This window comes from Luteimonas sp. AC640a, assembly GCF_979256585.1.
On the sequence record NZ_CEEDOV010000010.1, the window covers coordinates 39872 to 56798 of the forward strand.

The 16927-nt window shown below is 67.7% G+C and carries 11 protein-coding genes and 1 pseudogene; 5 read left to right on the forward strand and 7 right to left on the reverse strand.

The annotated features are described in order from the left end of the window. Positions 1-74 precede the first annotated feature (74 nt). From ACZ9YD_RS09240 to xerD, 4 genes and pseudogenes are all read right to left on the reverse strand, one after another. Positions 75-158, reverse strand: a pseudogene (locus tag ACZ9YD_RS09240) (ESPR-type extended signal peptide-containing protein); the annotation flags it as partial. 408 nt (positions 159-566) lie between these two features. Then, positions 567-4487, reverse strand: coding sequence for a phosphoribosylformylglycinamidine synthase (purL, locus tag ACZ9YD_RS09245; protein WP_465074877.1), 3921 nt, complete (start codon positions 4485-4487; stop codon positions 567-569). An 88-nt stretch (positions 4488-4575) separates the two neighbouring features. Beyond that, positions 4576-5382: a DsbC family protein gene (locus tag ACZ9YD_RS09250; protein ID WP_465074878.1), complete on the reverse strand. Its 807-nt coding sequence runs from the start codon at positions 5380-5382 to the stop codon at positions 4576-4578. Between the two features lie 788 nt (positions 5383-6170). Next, on the reverse strand, positions 6171-7157 hold the full coding sequence (xerD, locus tag ACZ9YD_RS09255; protein WP_465074879.1) for a site-specific tyrosine recombinase XerD: 987 nt from the start codon (positions 7155-7157) through the stop codon (positions 6171-6173). Between the two features lie 43 nt (positions 7158-7200). On the opposite strand from xerD, the gene ACZ9YD_RS09260 reads away from it, so the two are divergent. Continuing rightward, positions 7201-7689, forward strand: coding sequence for an RDD family protein (locus ACZ9YD_RS09260; RefSeq protein ID WP_465074880.1), 489 nt, complete (start codon positions 7201-7203; stop codon positions 7687-7689). Positions 7690-7899: 210 nt separating this feature from the next. On the opposite strand, the gene ACZ9YD_RS09265 is transcribed toward ACZ9YD_RS09260, so the two are convergent. The 3 genes from ACZ9YD_RS09265 to lptF form a co-directional block, all read right to left on the reverse strand. Beyond that, the gene (locus ACZ9YD_RS09265) at positions 7900-8040 is read right to left on the reverse strand and encodes a hypothetical protein (RefSeq protein WP_465074881.1); all 141 of its coding nucleotides are present in this window, start codon (positions 8038-8040) and stop codon (positions 7900-7902) included. 156 nt (positions 8041-8196) lie between these two features. Next, complete coding sequence (gene lptG / locus ACZ9YD_RS09270; RefSeq protein WP_465075512.1) at positions 8197-9360, reverse strand: LPS export ABC transporter permease LptG; 1164 nt, start codon at positions 9358-9360, stop codon at positions 8197-8199. Further along, a complete protein-coding gene (gene lptF / locus ACZ9YD_RS09275) occupies positions 9303-10388 on the reverse strand; it encodes an LPS export ABC transporter permease LptF (protein ID WP_465074882.1) in 1086 nt (361 codons plus the stop codon). The genes lptG and lptF overlap by 58 nt, the downstream gene beginning before the upstream one ends. A 134-nt stretch (positions 10389-10522) precedes the next feature. On the opposite strand from lptF, the gene ACZ9YD_RS09280 reads away from it, so the two are divergent. The 4 genes from ACZ9YD_RS09280 to ACZ9YD_RS09295 all read left to right on the forward strand — a co-directional run bounded on the left by ACZ9YD_RS09280 (position 10523) and on the right by ACZ9YD_RS09295 (position 16919). Further along, positions 10523-12001, forward strand: a complete 1479-nt coding sequence (locus ACZ9YD_RS09280; protein ID WP_465074883.1) for a leucyl aminopeptidase — start codon at positions 10523-10525, stop codon at positions 11999-12001. A gap of 67 nt (positions 12002-12068) precedes the next feature. Further along, entirely contained in the window at positions 12069-12494 is a 426-nt protein-coding gene (locus ACZ9YD_RS09285; protein ID WP_465074884.1) for a DNA polymerase III subunit chi, read from the forward strand. Between the two features lie 137 nt (positions 12495-12631). Further along, positions 12632-15451: a valine--tRNA ligase gene (locus ACZ9YD_RS09290; RefSeq protein ID WP_465074885.1), complete on the forward strand. Its 2820-nt coding sequence runs from the start codon at positions 12632-12634 to the stop codon at positions 15449-15451. A gap of 154 nt (positions 15452-15605) precedes the next feature. After that, entirely contained in the window at positions 15606-16919 is a 1314-nt protein-coding gene (locus tag ACZ9YD_RS09295) for an NAD(P)/FAD-dependent oxidoreductase (RefSeq protein WP_465074886.1), read from the forward strand. Positions 16920-16927 lie beyond the last annotated feature (8 nt).

Below are 16927 nucleotides of genomic sequence, written 5' to 3' on the forward strand. Positions count from 1 at the left end.
GAAAGCGCCACCAGGACTGCAGCGGACAGGACGGCGCGGCCGCCGGCCCCAGTGACGCGGTGACCGGCGCCTCCGGCCGAATCTCCCGAGGCGAGTTCGGAAGCCACCACGAGTTGCTTGAGCGCGCGGCTCCACACCTTTCGATAGATTCGGTTCATCTGATCCTCTGCAAGTCGCTGATTTGAAAGATTTTTGGCAAACAAAAACCCACGGCCGCGAGCGACCGTGGGTTCGGTGTCTAGTGCAGGCGCAGGGCGAGGCGCGCGGTGTCGCGCGGGCTCAGCCCGGTCGATGTCGTGATTGCATACAAGTTGAACGGTCCCCCAACGCCGGTTCGTGATCGATACTTGCGCCGCAGAAACTGCCCGTCAAGGGCCAAAGATGACAATTTCAGACAATCAATTACTTAAACCATAAATTAATGACATTTCATGTCATAAGTGTGACGAGCGTCAAATTTTTGACGCGCATACGAAAACGCCCGACCTCACAGGGTCGGGCGTGTTCAGATATGTGAAGCGCGAATTCTTGCAAAGACGCGCGACGAGATGATCCCGAGCCAGCTGTCAGCCGAGCTGCTGCCTCGCGTTCCGGAACATCCGAAGCCACGGGCTGTCTTCCGGCCAGTCGGCCGGCGCCCAGCTGAGGTTGGCCGTGCGCGGGGTGCGCTCGGGATGCGGCATCAGGATCGTCGCCCGGCCATCGGTGGAGGCAAGCCCCGCGATAGCGTCTTGGGAGCCGTTCGGATTCGCCGGGTAGCGCGTGGCCTGCCCGTTGCCGTCGACGTAGCGCAAGGCCACGGTCGCTGCGATTCGGTCGGCATCGTCGTCGAACTGCACGCGACCTTCGCCATGGGCGATCGCCACCGGAATTCGCGAACCGGCCATGCCGGTGAAGAACAGTGACGGCGATTCCTCGACTTCGAGCAGGCCGAAGCGCGCCTCGAACTGCTCGCTGCGATTGCGCAGCAGGCGTGGCCAATGCTGGGCGCCGGGGATGATCGGCTTGAGCTGCGACAGCATCTGGCAGCCGTTGCAGACGCCCAGCGAGAACGTGTCCCCGCGGGCGAAGAAGCGCTCGAACGCGGCCCGCAGTTCGGCGGTCTCGAGGATCGAGGTCGCCCACCCGCGGCCCGCGCCGAGCACGTCGCCGTAGCTGAAGCCGCCGCAGGCGACGAGGCCCTGCATCGTCGCCAGATCCACGCGGCCGGCAATCAGGTCGCTCATGTGCACGTCGATCGCGGTGAAGCCCGCGCGGTCGAACGCGGACGCCATTTCGATCTGGCCGTTGACGCCCTGCTCGCGCAGCACGGCGACCTTCGGTCGTGCGCCGGTCGAGATGTACGGCGCGGCGACGTCTTCGGCAGGATCGAACGTCAGCACGGGACGCATCGCCGGTGCATCGAAGCGACGCGCGGCCGCGCGCTCTTCCTCGGCGCACTCGGGGTTGTCGCGCAACGCCTGCATCGCGTGCGTCACCGACCACCAGGCGTCGAACAACGTCTCCCACTTCCACTCGGCGAGCACGTCCTCGCCGTCGAGCACGCGGATCGCATTCGCCGTCGTCGGGCGTGCGATGCGCTGCGCGCATTCGATCAGGCCATGACGCGCGACGAGATCGGCGAACTCGGCGCGGTCCTCGGCGGAGATCTGCACCACTGCGCCCAGCTCTTCCGAAAACAGCGTGCGCAGCGCGTCGCGGTTGCGGTCGTCGCCCCAGCCTTCGAGGTCGATGTCGAGGCCGACGTGCGCGGTGAACGCCATTTCGCACAGCGCGGCGAACGCGCCGCCGTCGGAGCGGTCGTGATAGGCCATCAGCAGGCCGGCCTCACGCGCTTCGCAGATCAGTTCGAAGAACGCTTTCAGGCGCTCGGGCTCGTCGACGTCCGGAACCGCGCCGCCGAAACCTTCGAAACACTGCGACAGTACCGAACCGCCGAGACGCTGCTTGCCGGCGCCCAGGCCAATCAGCCACAGCTCGGTGTCGGGCTCGCGGCTGAGCAAGGGCGTCAGCTGCGTGCGCACGTCAGGCACCGGCGCGAACGCGGTGATCACCAGCGACACCGGCGAGACGACCTTATGCGCGGCGCCGTCGGCCTGCCATTGCGCCTGCATCGACAGAGAATCCTTGCCGACCGGAATCGACAGGTCGATCTCGGGACACAGTTCCATCGCGACCGCATGCACCGCATCGAACAGGCGCGCGTCTTCGCCGGCATGTCCGGCCGCGGCCATCCAGTTCGCCGACAGCTTGACTCGGTGCAGGGTTTCGACAGGCGCGGCGCACAGATTGGTGATCGCCTCGCCCACGGCCATACGCGCGGCGGCGGCGGAATCGATCAGCGCCAGCGGGCTGCGCTCGCCGATCGCCATCGCCTCGCCGGTGAAGCCTTCGAAACCGGACAGCGTGATCGCGCAATCGGCGACCGGCAGCTGCCACGGGCCGACCATCTGGTCGCGCGCGGTCAGGCCGCCGACGCTGCGGTCGCCGATCGTGACCAGGAATGACTTCGACGCGACCGTCGGATGCGCGAGTACGCGCAGACCGGCTTCGTGCAGATCGACGGCGCGGCTGTTGAGCGCCGGCCAGCGATGCGGCGTGGTGCGCGCGGTATCGCGATGCATCTTCGGCGGCTTGCCGAACAGCACGTCCATCGGCAGATCGATCGGCCAGTCACGGCCGCTGCCGACCGTCTCCAGCGTCGCGCCATGGCCGACCGTCAGATGTTCGTCGGCCGTCGCCACGCCAACGATCGCGACCGGGCAACGCTCGCGCGCGCAGATGGCTTCGAACTCCTCGACGCGGTCCTGCGGAATGCCGAGGACGTAGCGTTCCTGCGACTCGTTGCACCACAGTTGCATCGGCGACAGCGACGGATCGTCGCTGGGCACGCGGTCGAGATCGATGACGCCGCCGACGCTGGAATCGTGCAGCAGCTCGGGGATCGCGTTCGACAGACCGCCCGCGCCGACGTCGTGGAACCACAGGATCGGGTTGTGATCGCTGAGCGCCACGCAGCGGTCGATGACCTCCTGCACGCGACGCTCCATTTCCGGGTTGTCGCGCTGCACGGAAGCGAAGTCGAGATCCTCGGCGCTTTCGCCCGACGCCACCGAACTCGCCGCCCCGCCGCCCAGGCCGATCAACATCGCCGGACCGCCGAGCACCACGACGGCATCACCCGCCGACAGCGTCTTCTTCTCGACCATCGCGCGATCGATCGCGCCGAGGCCGCCGGCCAGCATGATCGGCTTGTCGTAGCCGCGGACCAGGCCGTCATCGCCTTCGGGCAGTTCGAAACTGCGGAAGTAACCGAGCAGATTCGGCCGACCGAATTCGTTGTTGAACGCGGCGCCGCCGAGCGGGCCGTCGAGCATGATCTCGAGCGCCGGCGCCATGCGCGGATTCAGCGCACGCGACGCTTCCCATGGCTGTGGCAGCGTCGGAATCCGCAGGTGCGAGACCGAGAAACCGGTCAGGCCGGCCTTGGGCTTGCCGCCACGGCCGGTCGCGCCTTCGTCGCGGATTTCGCCCCCGGCGCCGGTGGCCGCGCCCGCAAACGGCGAGATCGCCGTCGGGTGGTTGTGGGTCTCGACCTTGATGCAGAACGCGCTGTCGATCAGCGGCTCGCTGCGGTATTCGAACGACACCGGATCGGGCCGGAAGCGGCGCGCCGGATAGCCTTCGACGACCGCGGCGTTGTCGCTGTAGGCCGAGAGCGTGTGTTCGGGCGTGGTCGCATGCGTGTGGCGGATCATGCCGAACAGCGACGCCGGCCTGTCGGCGTCGTGGGCGCGGCCACCTTTCAACATGTCCTCGCCGTCGATGGTCCACGACGCATTGAAGATCTTGTGCCGGCAATGCTCGGAGTTCGCCTGCGCGAACATCATCAGCTCGACATCGGCGGGATCGCGGCCGAGCGCGCCGAATCGCTCGCGCAGGTAGGCGATCTCGTCGTCGGCCAGGGCGAGGCCGAGGCGACGGTTGGCGGCATCGAGATCGTCGAGCGCAATGCGTTCGAGCGCGCCGCGCGTGGGCGCCGCGAACAGCGCGTCGGCGGCGTCCACGTCGTCGAGCAGCGACTGCGTCATCGGGTCGTGCAGCAACTTCGAGACGGCCGCCTGCTCGGCCGCATCGTCCGGCCAGCCGGTCAGATCCAGGCGCAGGCCGCGTTCGACGCGATGCACCGGCAGGCCGGCGCCGCGCAACAACTCGGTCGACTTGCTGGCCCAGGGCGAAATCGTGCCCAGCCGCGGCGAGACGTAGCGCGAGACCGCGCCCTCGACGCGCGCCGGTGCGGGACCGGCATCGACCTCGAGAATACGTCGCAGCGTGGCGTCGTCGGGCGACTGCCCGGCGTCGGCTTCGACGAAGTAGACATGCCAGGCGCCGGCCACTGCGAGCGTGGGCGAGACTGACTGCAGACGTGCTTCAAGCCGTTCGCGGCGGAACGGCGACAGGGCCTGCTGGCCCTCGAGGACGATCATGTCCGGGGAAACCGTATTTCAGGGCCGGCCATTGTAGCCAATGGCCGCGCCGGCTGCCCCACCCGCACGTATGCGCGGGGCGTTCCGCTCAGCGACTGCCGCCCGCAGCCTCGCCGTCGAGACGCTGCAGCGCTTCGAGTAGCTGGTCCGGCGGCATGTAGCCCGGCATCTGGGTGCCGTCTGCAGCGATGATCATCGGCGTCCCGGTCAGGCCGACGCGCTGGCCGAGCGCGTAATGCGCGGCGACCGGGTTCTCGCAGGCCTTGGAATCGACGCGACGGCCCGCTTTCGCATCGGTCAGCGCTTGCTTGCGGTCGGCGGCGCACCAGACCGACTCCATCAGGCGGAAATCGTCGCTGCCCGGGCCCATGCGCGGATACGCCAGGTACTCGATCGCGATGCCGCGCTTGTTGTACTCGGCGATCTCCTCGTGCAGGCGACGGCAGTAGCCGCACTCGACATCGGTGAACACCGAGACCGTGTACTTCGGATTGGCCGGCGCGAAAATGATGCGCTGGTCTTCCGGCACCTCGGACAGCAGGCGCTGGCGCAGCTTCGACAGACCCGCCTGGCTCAGATCGCGCTTCTCACGCGCATCGAACAGGCTGCCCTGCAACACGTAGCGACCATCGTTGCTGACGTAGAGCACCTGACCCGCGACCACGACTTCCTGGAAACCGGGCAGCGGCGCATCCGACACGCTTTCGATCGACACGCGCGGATTGATCGCCAGGATCGCATTACGCGCTTCGGCTGCCGGCGAGCCTGCCGGCGCTTCCACCGTAGCCGGCTCTGGCGTGGCGGACGCGGAAGCCGCGGCGGCGTCGGCACCCGGGTTCTGGGCACAGGCGGACAGGCTGAAGGCGCCAAGCAGCGCGAGCACGTATCGCTTCATCGAATCTGACGACCAAAAGCGGGGGCGATCCCGGGGGCGGCCATTCTGGCATGAAGGGATGGGGCGGGCTCCGGGTGGCCTGGAGCGGGGCTGGGGGCGTTCATGGTGGGGGCTTGGCGGGGTCAGGGCTGGTGATGTACGCCCCGGCCTGGCGCGTCCGAACGCGCAGCGACGTGGAAACGTTCTGCATCGCATGAGGGGTCGAGCGAAGCGAAACCCGTCGCTCTCGGGCGTGTGGCGGGATCACTGCGATCTGCTGCCTCACCCCAACCCCTCTTCCGACGGGAGCTGGCTTGAATTCCGGAGCGTCGACGGATCACACCTCCAGTCGGGCGGCGCCAGGTTCGATCGATGCATTCGGTCTATGCGGCGAGCCGCCTCCGGGCGGATCGCATTCAACAAGCGGCGCGCGCATAGCGCAGTGATCGACGCGAACGAACCAGCGGCTTGCTAGCGCACATTGAATCCGCACCTCTTCCTCCGGGAGAGGTCGACGCGCGTAGCGCGTCGGGTGAGGGCCTGTGCTGGCGAGAAACTCATTAGCCGCAGGAAGCGCTGACCCGGCGATGCATGCGGGATGTCCAACGGATCCGCAGGGGCTTGATCGAACTGCTGTCGGCTATTCGCTTCATCGACCCCCGGCCCGGCAAAGCACGCCGGGCGTTCGGCGCACCCGCGCGGTTCTGGATCGAGTCGTTATCGGCTTTTCGCTGCATCGCCCGTCCGGCCCGGCGAAGCACGCCGGGCGTTCGCGGTCATGCGAGCCAATGGCTCGCCACCATGACCGCTCACCCCCTCGGATGGTGCGTGGCGTGCAGTCGCTTGAGCTGTTCGCGCGCTACCAGCGTGTAGATCTGCGTCGTCGACAGCGAGCTGTGTCCGAGCAGCATCTGCAGCGCGCGCAGGTCGGCGCCGTGGTTGAGTAGATGGGTGGCGAAGCTGTGGCGCAGGCCATGCGGACTGATGCGGGCGGGATCGATGCCGGCTGCGGCAGCGTGACGTTTCACTAGCACCCAGAATTGTTGCCGGGTCATCGCCGCGCGACGCGACGTCAGAAACAGCGGCGTATCGCCGGCGGCGTCGCGCGCCGGGCCTTTGCCGCCCGCGAGTGTCGGTCGGGCTTCGTCGAGGTAGCGCTGCAGCCAGTGCTGCGCTTCCTCGCCCAGCGGCACGAGGCGCGTGCGCTCGCCTTTGCCGGTCACGCGCAATGCGCCTTGACGGAGATTGACGCCATTGGCCGGCAGGTCCACCAGCTCGCTGACGCGCAGTCCGCAGGCGTACATCAGTTCCAGCATCGTGCGATCGCGCAGACCGTCGACACTGGTCGTGTCAGGCACCCCGAGGAGCGCGTCGATCTCCGACTCGCCCAGCGCCTTGGGTAGCGAGCGCGGCAGCTTGGGTGGATCGAGCAGCGCGGTGGGATCGTCGACGCGCCCGTGTCGGCGCTGGCGATGCGCGAAGAACGCGCGCAATGCGGACAGCAGACGCGCATTGCTGCGCGGCGACCAGCCGTGACGCGTGCGCCAGGCGAGATGCTCGAACAACGCGACGCGGTCCGCGTGCGCGATGCCGCCATCGCGACCGTCACGCCAACGGGCGAGGCCCTCGAGATCGCGCCGGTACGCGGCGGCGGTCTGCTTGGCGATGCCGTGCTCGGCCCAGAACGCGTCGAGAAAGCCTTCGATATCGCAGCGGTCCGCATCGCGTAACGGCGGCAGCGCGACTGCGAGGGCGCGGCGATCGGCAGGCGTGGTGCTGGCGGGGCGGCTGGACATCGCGGCAAGCTTAGACGCTCGAGCGTGCGGCTATGCTTTGCCGATGTCCGACGCCCCCACGCCGCCAACCACCCCACCCCGCCCCTGGATCGGCTGGCGCTTGCTGGCGATGCTCTACGACCTGTGGCCGGTGCTGGCCATGTGGCTGCTGCTGTCGGCTGCATTCACTGCCGCCTTCACTTTTCTCGGCCACCACGATGCGCACGAGAACATCGCGCCGTTGAGCGGGTTGCAACTCGCGTTGTGGGCGGCGTGCTGGCTGGTGACCGGTCTGTACGCCGTCGTCAGCTGGCGTACCGGCGGGCAGACGCTCGGTATGCGGCCGTGGCGATTGCGGGTGCGCGCGAAGGATGGCGGGCGGGCTTCGACGCGGGCGTTGTGGGTGCGGTTCTGCGTTGCGACCCTGTCGGTGCTGACCGGCGGACTGGGGTTCTGGTGGGCGTGGCTCGATCGGGAGCGGCTGACCTGGCATGACCGGGCAAGCGGGACGCGGGTGATACGGGAAGCGAAGCGGAAAGCGCAGGGCGGTTGATTCGTCACGCTTGTATCGAGCGCCGACAGCGACACCAAGACCCGAATACGACGCCGACTTAGTGCACGAACTCGTCATTCCGGCGCATGCCGGGATCCAGAGACTTGGACTCGTTTGACGGTTCTCTCTGCGCTCTCTTTGTAAAAGCGAGATCGTTCTTTCAGCAGCCGATTGACTGAGTCCCCGATACGCGGCTCGCGCTGAGCCCAGTCACTGGATCCCGGCCTGCGCCGGGATGACGGCGTTCGGGTTGGTCGCAACAGCCATCCGCCGTCGAGCCTCGTCCGGCCTCGCGACGCATTCGTCGCCGCGCGCGCCGCACGTCGATGTTTTGTCGGCGGTCTGTTTCATCGCCCGTCCGGCCCGGCGAAGCACGCGAGGCATTCGCTGCCGCGCGCGGCGTGGGCGACCTGCTATCGACGATTCATTGAATTGCGCGTCCGGCCTCGCGTAGCACGCGAGGCGTTCGCGCCCGTCACGCGGCAGTGCCGCGTGAGCGACGGGCGCTCACCCACTCCGGCGGCGGAAGAGAGCCCAGGAAATGATCAGCATCACGACCGGCGGAATGAGGTAGGCCAGGCGGTAATCGATGCGATACACCGCTGCGAGCTTGACGATCTGGGTCTGGCCCAGCCAGAAGCCCAGTGCGAAGACCACGCCGATGAAGAGGCGCTTGCCGGCATTGCCGCTGCGCAGGGAGCCGAACGCGAACGGAATCGCGGCCAGACACAGCGCCAGCACGTTGAGCGGATAGAACCAGCGGCCCCAGTAGTGCTCTTCGAACTCGCTGGCGTCGAGCTGGTTGCGGTGCCGATATTCGATGCCCGCGCGCAGTTCGCTCGCCGGCATGTAGCGCGGACGCCAGATGCTGCTGGCGCTGGCGGCGAGCGTGGTCGCATCGAGCTGAGAGTCCCAGTGCTCTTCCAGTGCTTCGGTGCGGGTCACCGCGCGCGGTTCGAACCAGGTGCGCTGGACGTTGCGCAGCAACCAGCCGTTGGCGCCGTGCTCGGCGGTCTTGGCGTGCGCCACCGATTCGAGGCGGCCATCGCTGGCGAACTCGAACAGGCGCACGTCTTGGAGCTGGATCCGGGCGCCGGCGCCGTCGCTGATCTCGGTGCCGTTTTGCGCATTGAGAAAGGTGTCACCCTCGCGCGCCCACAGGCCCGAATAGCGGCCGACGATCATGTCGCTCGATCGCGCGGCCGACTTCATGCTGTCGGCGCTGCGCTGGGCCATCGGGCCGAGGGTCTCGCCGCTGAGCACCATCACGGCGGTCAGCACCAGCAGAGGCAACGCGACCGACACGCTCAGGCGGGTGCGCGACAGGCCCACCGCGCGCATCGCGATGAGTTCCGAAGTGGCCGCCAGCTGGCCCAGACCCATCAGAGAGCCGATGACCGCTGCAGTCGGGAACATCACATACGCGCGACGCGGCAGCGTCTGCAGGATGTAGGTGAGCGCGCCGAAGTAGGTGTAATCGCCTTGCCCGACGGCACTGATCTCGCTGACGCCGGCCATCACCGCGTCGAGACCGACCAGCACCATCCAGGTCGCCAGCACCATCATGGTGACGACCTTGGCGACATACAGATCATGGATGCGCAGCAAGGGCTTCATTTCGCGCGCCTCCACTTGGGCGCAGCCACCCGGCCATCGCTGAAGTACATCCAGGCTGCGAACCCGAGCAGCGGCAGCACCAGCCACCACAGACCCAGCAGCATAGGAATGCGTCCGTCTGCGACCCAGTCCTTGCCGAGCATCATCAGGTTCATGCCCATCACGTAGGCGAGAAAGCCGGTCATCATCCTGCCGTAGCGCGCCTGACGCGGCGGGCTGCGCGCCAGCGGCACCGCCAGCAGCGCGAACGCAAGCGTCAACAGCACCGGCGCCAGCCGGTAATGCAGCTCGGCATGTGCTTCCGGGCGCGCATCGCCGAACAGCGAAAGCGTCGGTTGCAGTTCGGGATCGTCGCCATCGGCGCGCGATTCGACCGCCGGCAGGCGCAGCTCATTGCTGGCGTAACGCATCAGGCGGTAGTCGAGTCCTGCGTCCATCGGACCTTCGACGCGGAACCCCTCATCGAGACGCAAAAAGCGTTCGGTGCCGTCGATGCTCAACGCACCGCTCAGCGAGGTGGTGATGTCCATGCGCCCTTCATCCTGGCGATAGACGAACACGCGGCCGAGCTTGCTGCCGTCGTCGGACATTGCATTGACGTAGACCACGCCGCCGCCACCGGGAAACTCGACGAAGCGACCCGCCTCCAGGCCGCTGACCAGCAGGCTGCGCTGACCAGCCTCGATCATCTGCTGCGAGTAGTCGCGCGCCCACGGCCCCAGCCACAGCGAGCAGGCGCCGATCACCAGCAGCATCGGCCCGACCACCAGCGACAGCGGCCGCAGCAGACGCCGCGGACCGATGCCCACCGAGGTCAGTACCGGCATTTCCGAATCGCGGTACAGGCGGCCGAAGCCCAGCATCAGCCCGAGCATCAGGCCCAGCGGCAGAATCAGCGGCATGTAACTGATCACCGACAGGCCCAACTGGGCCAGCATCAGCTTGGCCGGCACCCGGCCGCGGGCGATGTCGCTCAGCACGTCCGCGAACACGCCGCCCAGACTCACGATCAGCAGCACCACGAGGGCGGCGAACGTGGACTGGGCCAACTCGCGGGACAGGTATCGGTCGAGCTTCGACATCGTGTGTGGGGGCTTTGCTTTAGACTTGGGGGTTCGTCCAGCCGCGCCACCACGGCGCTTCTGCAGCGGCAAGCCTGACTGGGCGCCGCGCGCTGGACCGTGAAGTGTACCGATCACCCCATGGAATCTGGTTGATGACCCTCGAATTCTCCCTGAACCAAGCATCCCCCGCCGCCCTGTCCAGCGATTGCCTCGTCATTGGCGTGTTCGCGGACGGCCCGTTGGCCGGCGCCGCCGCCGCCGTCGACACCGCCAGCGGCGGCCGTCTGGCCGCCCTTGCCACCCGTGGCGACCTGTCCGGCAAGGCCGGTCGCACCAGCCTGCTGCACGACCTGCCGGGCGTCACTGCGCCGCGCGTGCTGGCCATCGGCCTGGGCGAGCGCGCCAAGTTCGGCGTGCCGCAGTACCTCAAGGCGGTCGCCGATGCCGTGCGCGCATTGCGTGACGGCAACAGCACCAGCGCCGCGATCGCATTGGCCGATCTCGACGTCGCGGGCCGCGACGCCGCCTGGAAGATTCGCCAGGCCGTGGTCGCCGCCGACCACGCCGCGTATCGCTACGTGGCCACGCTGGGCGCCAAGAACAAGAAGCGCGAACCCGACACGCTGACCGCGATCTCGATCGTCGGCGACGACGCCGATGCGCTGGCGCAGGGCAAGGCGATCGCCGCTGGCGTGCAGTTCGCCCGCGAGCTCGGCAACCTGCCGCCGAACATCTGCAACCCGGCCTACCTGGGCGAACAGGCGCAAACCTTCGCGTCGCGGTTCGACAAGGCCTCGTGCGAAGTGCTCGAAGAGGCCCAGATGGAAGCGCTGGGCATGGGCTCGCTGCTCGCCGTGGCGCGCGGTTCGGCCAATCGTCCGCGTCTGGTCGTGCTGAGCTGGAAGAACGGCGGCGACGCGAAGCCCTACGTGCTGGTCGGCAAGGGCATCACGTTCGATACCGGCGGCGTCAACCTCAAGACGCAGGGCGGCATCGAGGAAATGAAGTTCGACATGTGCGGCGCGGCGACGGTCATGGGCACGTTCGTGTCCGCGGTCGGCCTCGATCTGCCGATCAACCTGCACGTGATCGTGCCGGCGGTGGAGAACGGCATCGACGGCGACGCGTATCGCCCGTCGGACGTCATCACCAGCATGTCGGGCAAGACCATCGAAGTCGGCAACACCGACGCCGAAGGCCGCCTGATCCTGTGCGACGCGCTGACCTACGCCGAGCGGTTCGAGCCGGCCGCACTGGTCGACGTCGCCACCCTGACCGGCGCCTGCATGGTCGCGCTCGGCACGCAGGCCACCGGCCTGATGAGCAAGCACGACGATCTGGCCGCCGAGCTGCTGGCCGCTGGCGAGCACGTGTTCGACCGTGCTTGGCGTCTGCCGCTGTGGGACGAATACCAGTCGATGCTCGATTCCAACTTCGCCGACGTCTACAACATCGGCGGTCGCTGGGGCGGCGCGATCACCGCAGGCTGCTTCCTGTCGCGCTTCACCGAAGGTCAGCGCTGGGCGCATCTCGACATCGCCGGCAGCGCCAGCGGCAGCGGCAAGATGGCCTATGCCACCGGCCGCCCGGTCGGTCTGCTGAGCCAGTGGCTCATGGACCAGGTCGACTGACCGGTCCGGGCCTTGCGGGGATGCGGCATCGCGCCGCGTCCCCGGTTCCGGCCCGACCGCCACTGCCATGGCCCGCGCCGACTTCTACCTGATCGCCAAGCCGCGCTTCCGCGAGGCACCGCTGCGTCTGGTGTGCGAACTGGTCCGCAAATCCTATGCGGCCGACCTGTGGACGCTGATCCTCGCCCGCGACGCCGAACAGGCCGAAGCGCTCGACGATCTGCTGTGGGACATGGGCGAAGACGCCTACATCCCGCACCAGATCGCGGGCATGGACGAAGAGGACGACGAAACACCGGTCCTCATCGCCACGCCCGACTTCGACGCGCCGATGCGCGCGCTGGTCATCAACCTGCGCGACGAAGTGGCGCCGCCGGGCTTCGAGCGCGTGCTCGAAGTGGTGCCGGCCGACGACTCGGCCCGCGAACCGCTGCGCGAGCGGTGGAAGCAGTACAAGGCCGCCGGCCTCGATCTCGCCAAGCACGATATGTGAGGGCGGTGATTCGTGATGGGTGATGGGTGATTCGAAAGAGCACCTCGACCGATCACGTGATGCCGCTTCGCTCTTCCGATCACGGCTCTCAACGGACGCATGTCCGTTCATCCCCAATCACCCATCACGGCTCTTCCATGTCCCTCGCCCAAAGCTACGACCCCGGCACCTTCGAAGCCCGCCTGTACGCGGAATGGGAGAAGACCGGCGTCTTCCAGCCGCAGGGCGATGGCCCGGCCTACACGATCCTGCTGCCGCCGCCGAACGTTACCGGCACGCTGCACATGGGCCACGCCTTCCAGCACACGCTGCAGGACGCGCTGATCCGCTACCACCGCATGCTCGGGCATCGCACGCTGTGGCAGATGGGCACCGACCACGCCGGCATCGCGACCGAGATGGTGGTCTCGCGCAACCTTGCGCTCGAAGGCAAGGGTGAAACCCGCGACTCGCTGGGCCGTGACGGCTTCATCGAGAAGGTGTGGGAGTGGAAGGGCCAGTCCGGCGACACGATCGAGCGCCAGATGCGTCGCCTCGGCGCGTCGGGCGACTGGTCGCGCAAGACCTTCACGATGGACCCGCTGCCCTCGCAGGCGGTCGTCGAAGCCTTCGTGCGCCTGCACGAGGAAGGCCTGATCTACCGCGGCCAGCGCCTGGTCAACTGGGATCCGGTGCTCAAGACCGCGATCTCCGACCTCGAAGTCGTCAGCGAGGAAGAAGACGGCTCGCTGTGGTCGATCCGCTATCCGCTTGCCGATGGCGCGAGTTACGAACACGTCGAAGTCGACGCCGATGGCACCGAGACGCTGCGCGAAACGCGCGACTATCTCGTCGTCGCGACGACGCGTCCGGAAACCATGCTCGGCGACACCGCGGCGATGGTGCACCCCGATGACGCGCGCTACGCGCATCTGATCGGCAAATCGGTCGTGCTGCCGCTGACCGGTCGCATCATCCCGGTGATCGGCGACGGCTACGTCGACCGCGCGTTCGGCACCGGCGTGGTCAAGGTCACGCCCGCTCACGACTTCAACGATTACCAGGTCGGCCAGCGTCACGACCTGCCGATGATCAACCTGTTCACCCCGGATGCCGCGGTCAACGAGAACGCGCCCGAGCAGTACCGCGGCCTCGATCGCTTCGACGCGCGCAAGGCCGTGCTCGCCGATCTGGAAGCCGGCGGTTTCCTCGTCGAAACGAAGCCGCACAAGCTGCAGGTCCCGCGCGGCGATCGCACGGGTCAGGTCATCGAGCCGTACCTGACCGACCAGTGGTTCGTCGCGATGGAAGGCTTCGCCAAGCGCGGCCTGGATCTGGTCGAGAGCGGCGAAGTGAAGTTCGTGCCGCCGAACTGGACCAGCACCTATCGCCACTGGATGGAAAACATCCAGGACTGGTGCATCAGCCGCCAACTGTGGTGGGGCCATCGCATTCCCGCGTGGTACGACGCAGACGGACGCGCCTACGTCGGCCGCGACGAGGCCGAAGCGCGTGCGCGCAATGGACTCGGTGCCGATGTCGTGCTGACCCAGGACACCGATGTGCTCGAGACCTGGTTCTCGTCGGGGCTGTGGCCGATCAACACGATGGGCTGGCCGGACGAAACGGCGATGACCGAGCGCGGCTTCGAGCACTTCGTGCCGTCGAGCGTGCTGGTCACCGGCTTCGACATCATCTTCTTCTGGGTCGCCCGGATGATCATGCTGACCGATCACCTGACCGGCCAGGTGCCGTTCCGCGATGTCTACATGACCGGTCTGGTGCGCGACCGCGACGGTCAGAAGATGTCGAAGTCGAAGGGCAACGTGCTCGATCCGCTCGACATCATCGACGGCATCAGCATCGAAGACCTCGTCGCCAAGCGCACCACCGGGCTCATGAAGCCCAAGGACGCGCCGAAGATCGAGAAGGCGACGCGCAAGGAATTTCCGGACGGCATCATCGCCCACGGCGCCGACCCGCTGCGCTTCACGATGGCCGCGCTGGCCGGCCCGGGCCGCGACATCAAGTTCGATCTCGGCCGCGCCGAGGGATACAAGAATTTCTGCAACAAGCTGTGGAACGCGACGCGCTTCGTGTTGATGAACACCGAAGGCTTCAGCGCCGACGGTGCGCCCGAGCCGACGACCGACGCGGAGAAGTGGATTCTCGCGCGTCTGGCGACGACCGCCGACGAGGCACGCGCGCACTTCACCAGCTACCGCTTCGACCTGCTCGCGCAGACGCTGTACGAATTCGCGTGGAACGACTTCTGCGACTGGTTCGTCGAGCTCGCCAAGCCGGCGCTGCTGGGTGATGACGCGCCCGCAGCGAACAGCACCCGCCACACGCTGCTGCACGTGCTCGAATCGCTGCTGCGTCTGCTGCACCCGCTGATCCCGTTCCTCACCGAAGAGCTGTGGCGCCAGGTCGCACCGCGCGTCGGCATCGCGGACGCGACGATTTCGCTGCGTCCCTATCCGGCACCCGACAGCGATCTGATCGCCCGCTGCGCGCAGGCGACGACCGACGTCGAATGGCTCAAGCAGATGGTCACCGCGCTGCGCCGCGTGCGCAGCGAGCTGGGCGTGTCGCCGGGCAAGCAGGTGCCGCTGCTGGTACAGGCCGGCAGCGACGCCGCGCGCGTGCGTCTGCAGCGGTTCGACTCGCAGCTGAAGTTCCTCAACCGGCTCGATCGCATCGACGCCGTCGACGGCGATCCACCGCCGGCCGCCACCGGTCTGGTCGGCGACGTGAAGCTGTTCGTGCCACTGGAAGGCCTGGTCGATCTGGATGCGGAGCGCGCGCGCCTCGACAAGGAAATCGCCCGGGTGCTGGCGGAGAAGGACAAGAGCGCCGCGAAGATCGCGAAGTTCAGCGACAAGGTGCCGGCGGCCGTCGTCGAGCAGGAGCGTCATCGCCTCGTCGACTGGACCGCGCAGCACGACGCCCTCGCCGCGCAGCGCGCGCGGCTCTGAGGCACGACGCCGGCCTGTAGGAGCGCGCTCGCGCGCGATGGGCATTCCCTTGATCACCCCATCGCGCGCAAGCGCGCTCCTACAGGTCCGGATAGCTGACAGCGTGTTCCCGGACGGCCGCCTACAATCGGCCACCCGCACGCACGTCGATCCCATGCCCAGTTCCGATCGCATTCCCCATGTCGTCATCGTCGGCGGTGGTTTTGCCGGCCTCTGGGCCACGCGTGCGATGGCGCGCGATCCGGTGCGGATCACGCTCGTCGATCGCGGCAACCATCATCTGTTCCAACCGCTGCTCTACCAGGTGGCGACCGCAGGCCTGTCGGCGCCGGATATCGCCGCGCCGCTGCGTCACATCCTGCGCAGCCAGGACAACGTCGAGGTGCGACTTGCCGATGTGCAGGGCATCGACACCGCCGCCAAAACGCTCGCGCTTGCCGACGGCACCGCCCTCGCTTTCGACATGCTGGTGCTCGCCGCCGGCGCGACCCATGCCTACTTCGGCAACGACCACTGGGCCGCGCATGCGCCGGGCCTGAAGACGCTCGACGATGCGCTGCTGCTGCGGCGCAAGCTGCTACTCGCCTTCGAGCGCGCCGAGGCCGAAACCGATCCCGACAAGCGCGCCGCGTGGCTCAGCTTCGCCGTCGTCGGCGGTGGCCCGACAGGCGTCGAGCTCGCCGGCACGCTGGCCGAGATCGCGAGGCACACGTTGCGCAGCGAGTTCCGCAACATCGATCCGGCCTTGGCGAAGGTGCGCCTGGTCGAAGCGGGGCCGCGCGTGCTGTCGTCGTTCCCGGACGATCTGTCGGAGAAGGCGCGCCGTCAGCTGCAGAAGCTCGGTGTCGAGGTGCAGACCGGCACGCCGGTCGCCGACATCGATGCCGACGGCTACCGCCTCGGCGATCAGCGCGTCGCCGCGAAGACGGTGATCTGGGCCGCGGGCGTGGCGGCGTCGCCACTGGGCGCCCTGCTCGATGCGCCGCGCGACCGTGCCGGCCGGGTGCAGGTCGAACAGGATCTCCGCGTGCCGGGCCATCCCGACATCTACGTCGCCGGCGATCTCGCCGCGATCCAAAGCGCAGGCCAGCCCGTGCCGGGCGTCGCGCCGGCCGCCAAGCAGATGGGGCGGCACGTCGCGACCAGCATCCGCGCGCGCCTGCGCGGGCAGGCGACGACGCCGTTCGCCTACCGCGACTTCGGCAACCTCGCGACAATCGGACGCATGGCCGCGGTCGTCCACTTCGGCCGGCTGAAACTGTCGGGCGTGCTCGCGTGGTGGTTCTGGCTGATCGCCCACGTGTTCTTTCTGATCGGCTTCCGCAACCGCGTGGTCGTGCTGCTCAACTGGACCATGGCGTACTGGAGCTACCAGCGCGCGGCGCGGATCATCTTTGGCCCGCCCGTCGATGCCGAACCGGTCACGACGCCGACGCGCGAAGGGCCTGACGCACCGCGCATCGGCTAGCATGGCCG

Bases quoted from the DNA above. Each gene is read 5' to 3' on its own strand.
- purL (WP_465074877.1), bottom strand. From the start codon at position 4,487: ATGATCGTCCTCGAGGGCCAGCAGGCCCTGTCGCCGTTCCGCCGCGAA.
- ACZ9YD_RS09250 (WP_465074878.1), bottom strand. From the start codon at position 5,382: ATGAAGCGATACGTGCTCGCGCTGCTTGGCGCCTTCAGCCTGTCCGCC.
- xerD (WP_465074879.1), bottom strand. From the start codon at position 7,157: ATGTCCAGCCGCCCCGCCAGCACCACGCCTGCCGATCGCCGCGCCCTC.
- ACZ9YD_RS09260 (WP_465074880.1), top strand. From the start codon at position 7,201: ATGTCCGACGCCCCCACGCCGCCAACCACCCCACCCCGCCCCTGGATC.
- ACZ9YD_RS09265 (WP_465074881.1), bottom strand. From the start codon at position 8,040: ATGAAACAGACCGCCGACAAAACATCGACGTGCGGCGCGCGCGGCGAC.
- lptF (WP_465074882.1), bottom strand. From the start codon at position 10,388: ATGTCGAAGCTCGACCGATACCTGTCCCGCGAGTTGGCCCAGTCCACG.
- ACZ9YD_RS09280 (WP_465074883.1), top strand. From the start codon at position 10,523: ATGACCCTCGAATTCTCCCTGAACCAAGCATCCCCCGCCGCCCTGTCC.
- ACZ9YD_RS09285 (WP_465074884.1), top strand. From the start codon at position 12,069: ATGGCCCGCGCCGACTTCTACCTGATCGCCAAGCCGCGCTTCCGCGAG.
- ACZ9YD_RS09290 (WP_465074885.1), top strand. From the start codon at position 12,632: ATGTCCCTCGCCCAAAGCTACGACCCCGGCACCTTCGAAGCCCGCCTG.
- ACZ9YD_RS09295 (WP_465074886.1), top strand. From the start codon at position 15,606: ATGCCCAGTTCCGATCGCATTCCCCATGTCGTCATCGTCGGCGGTGGT.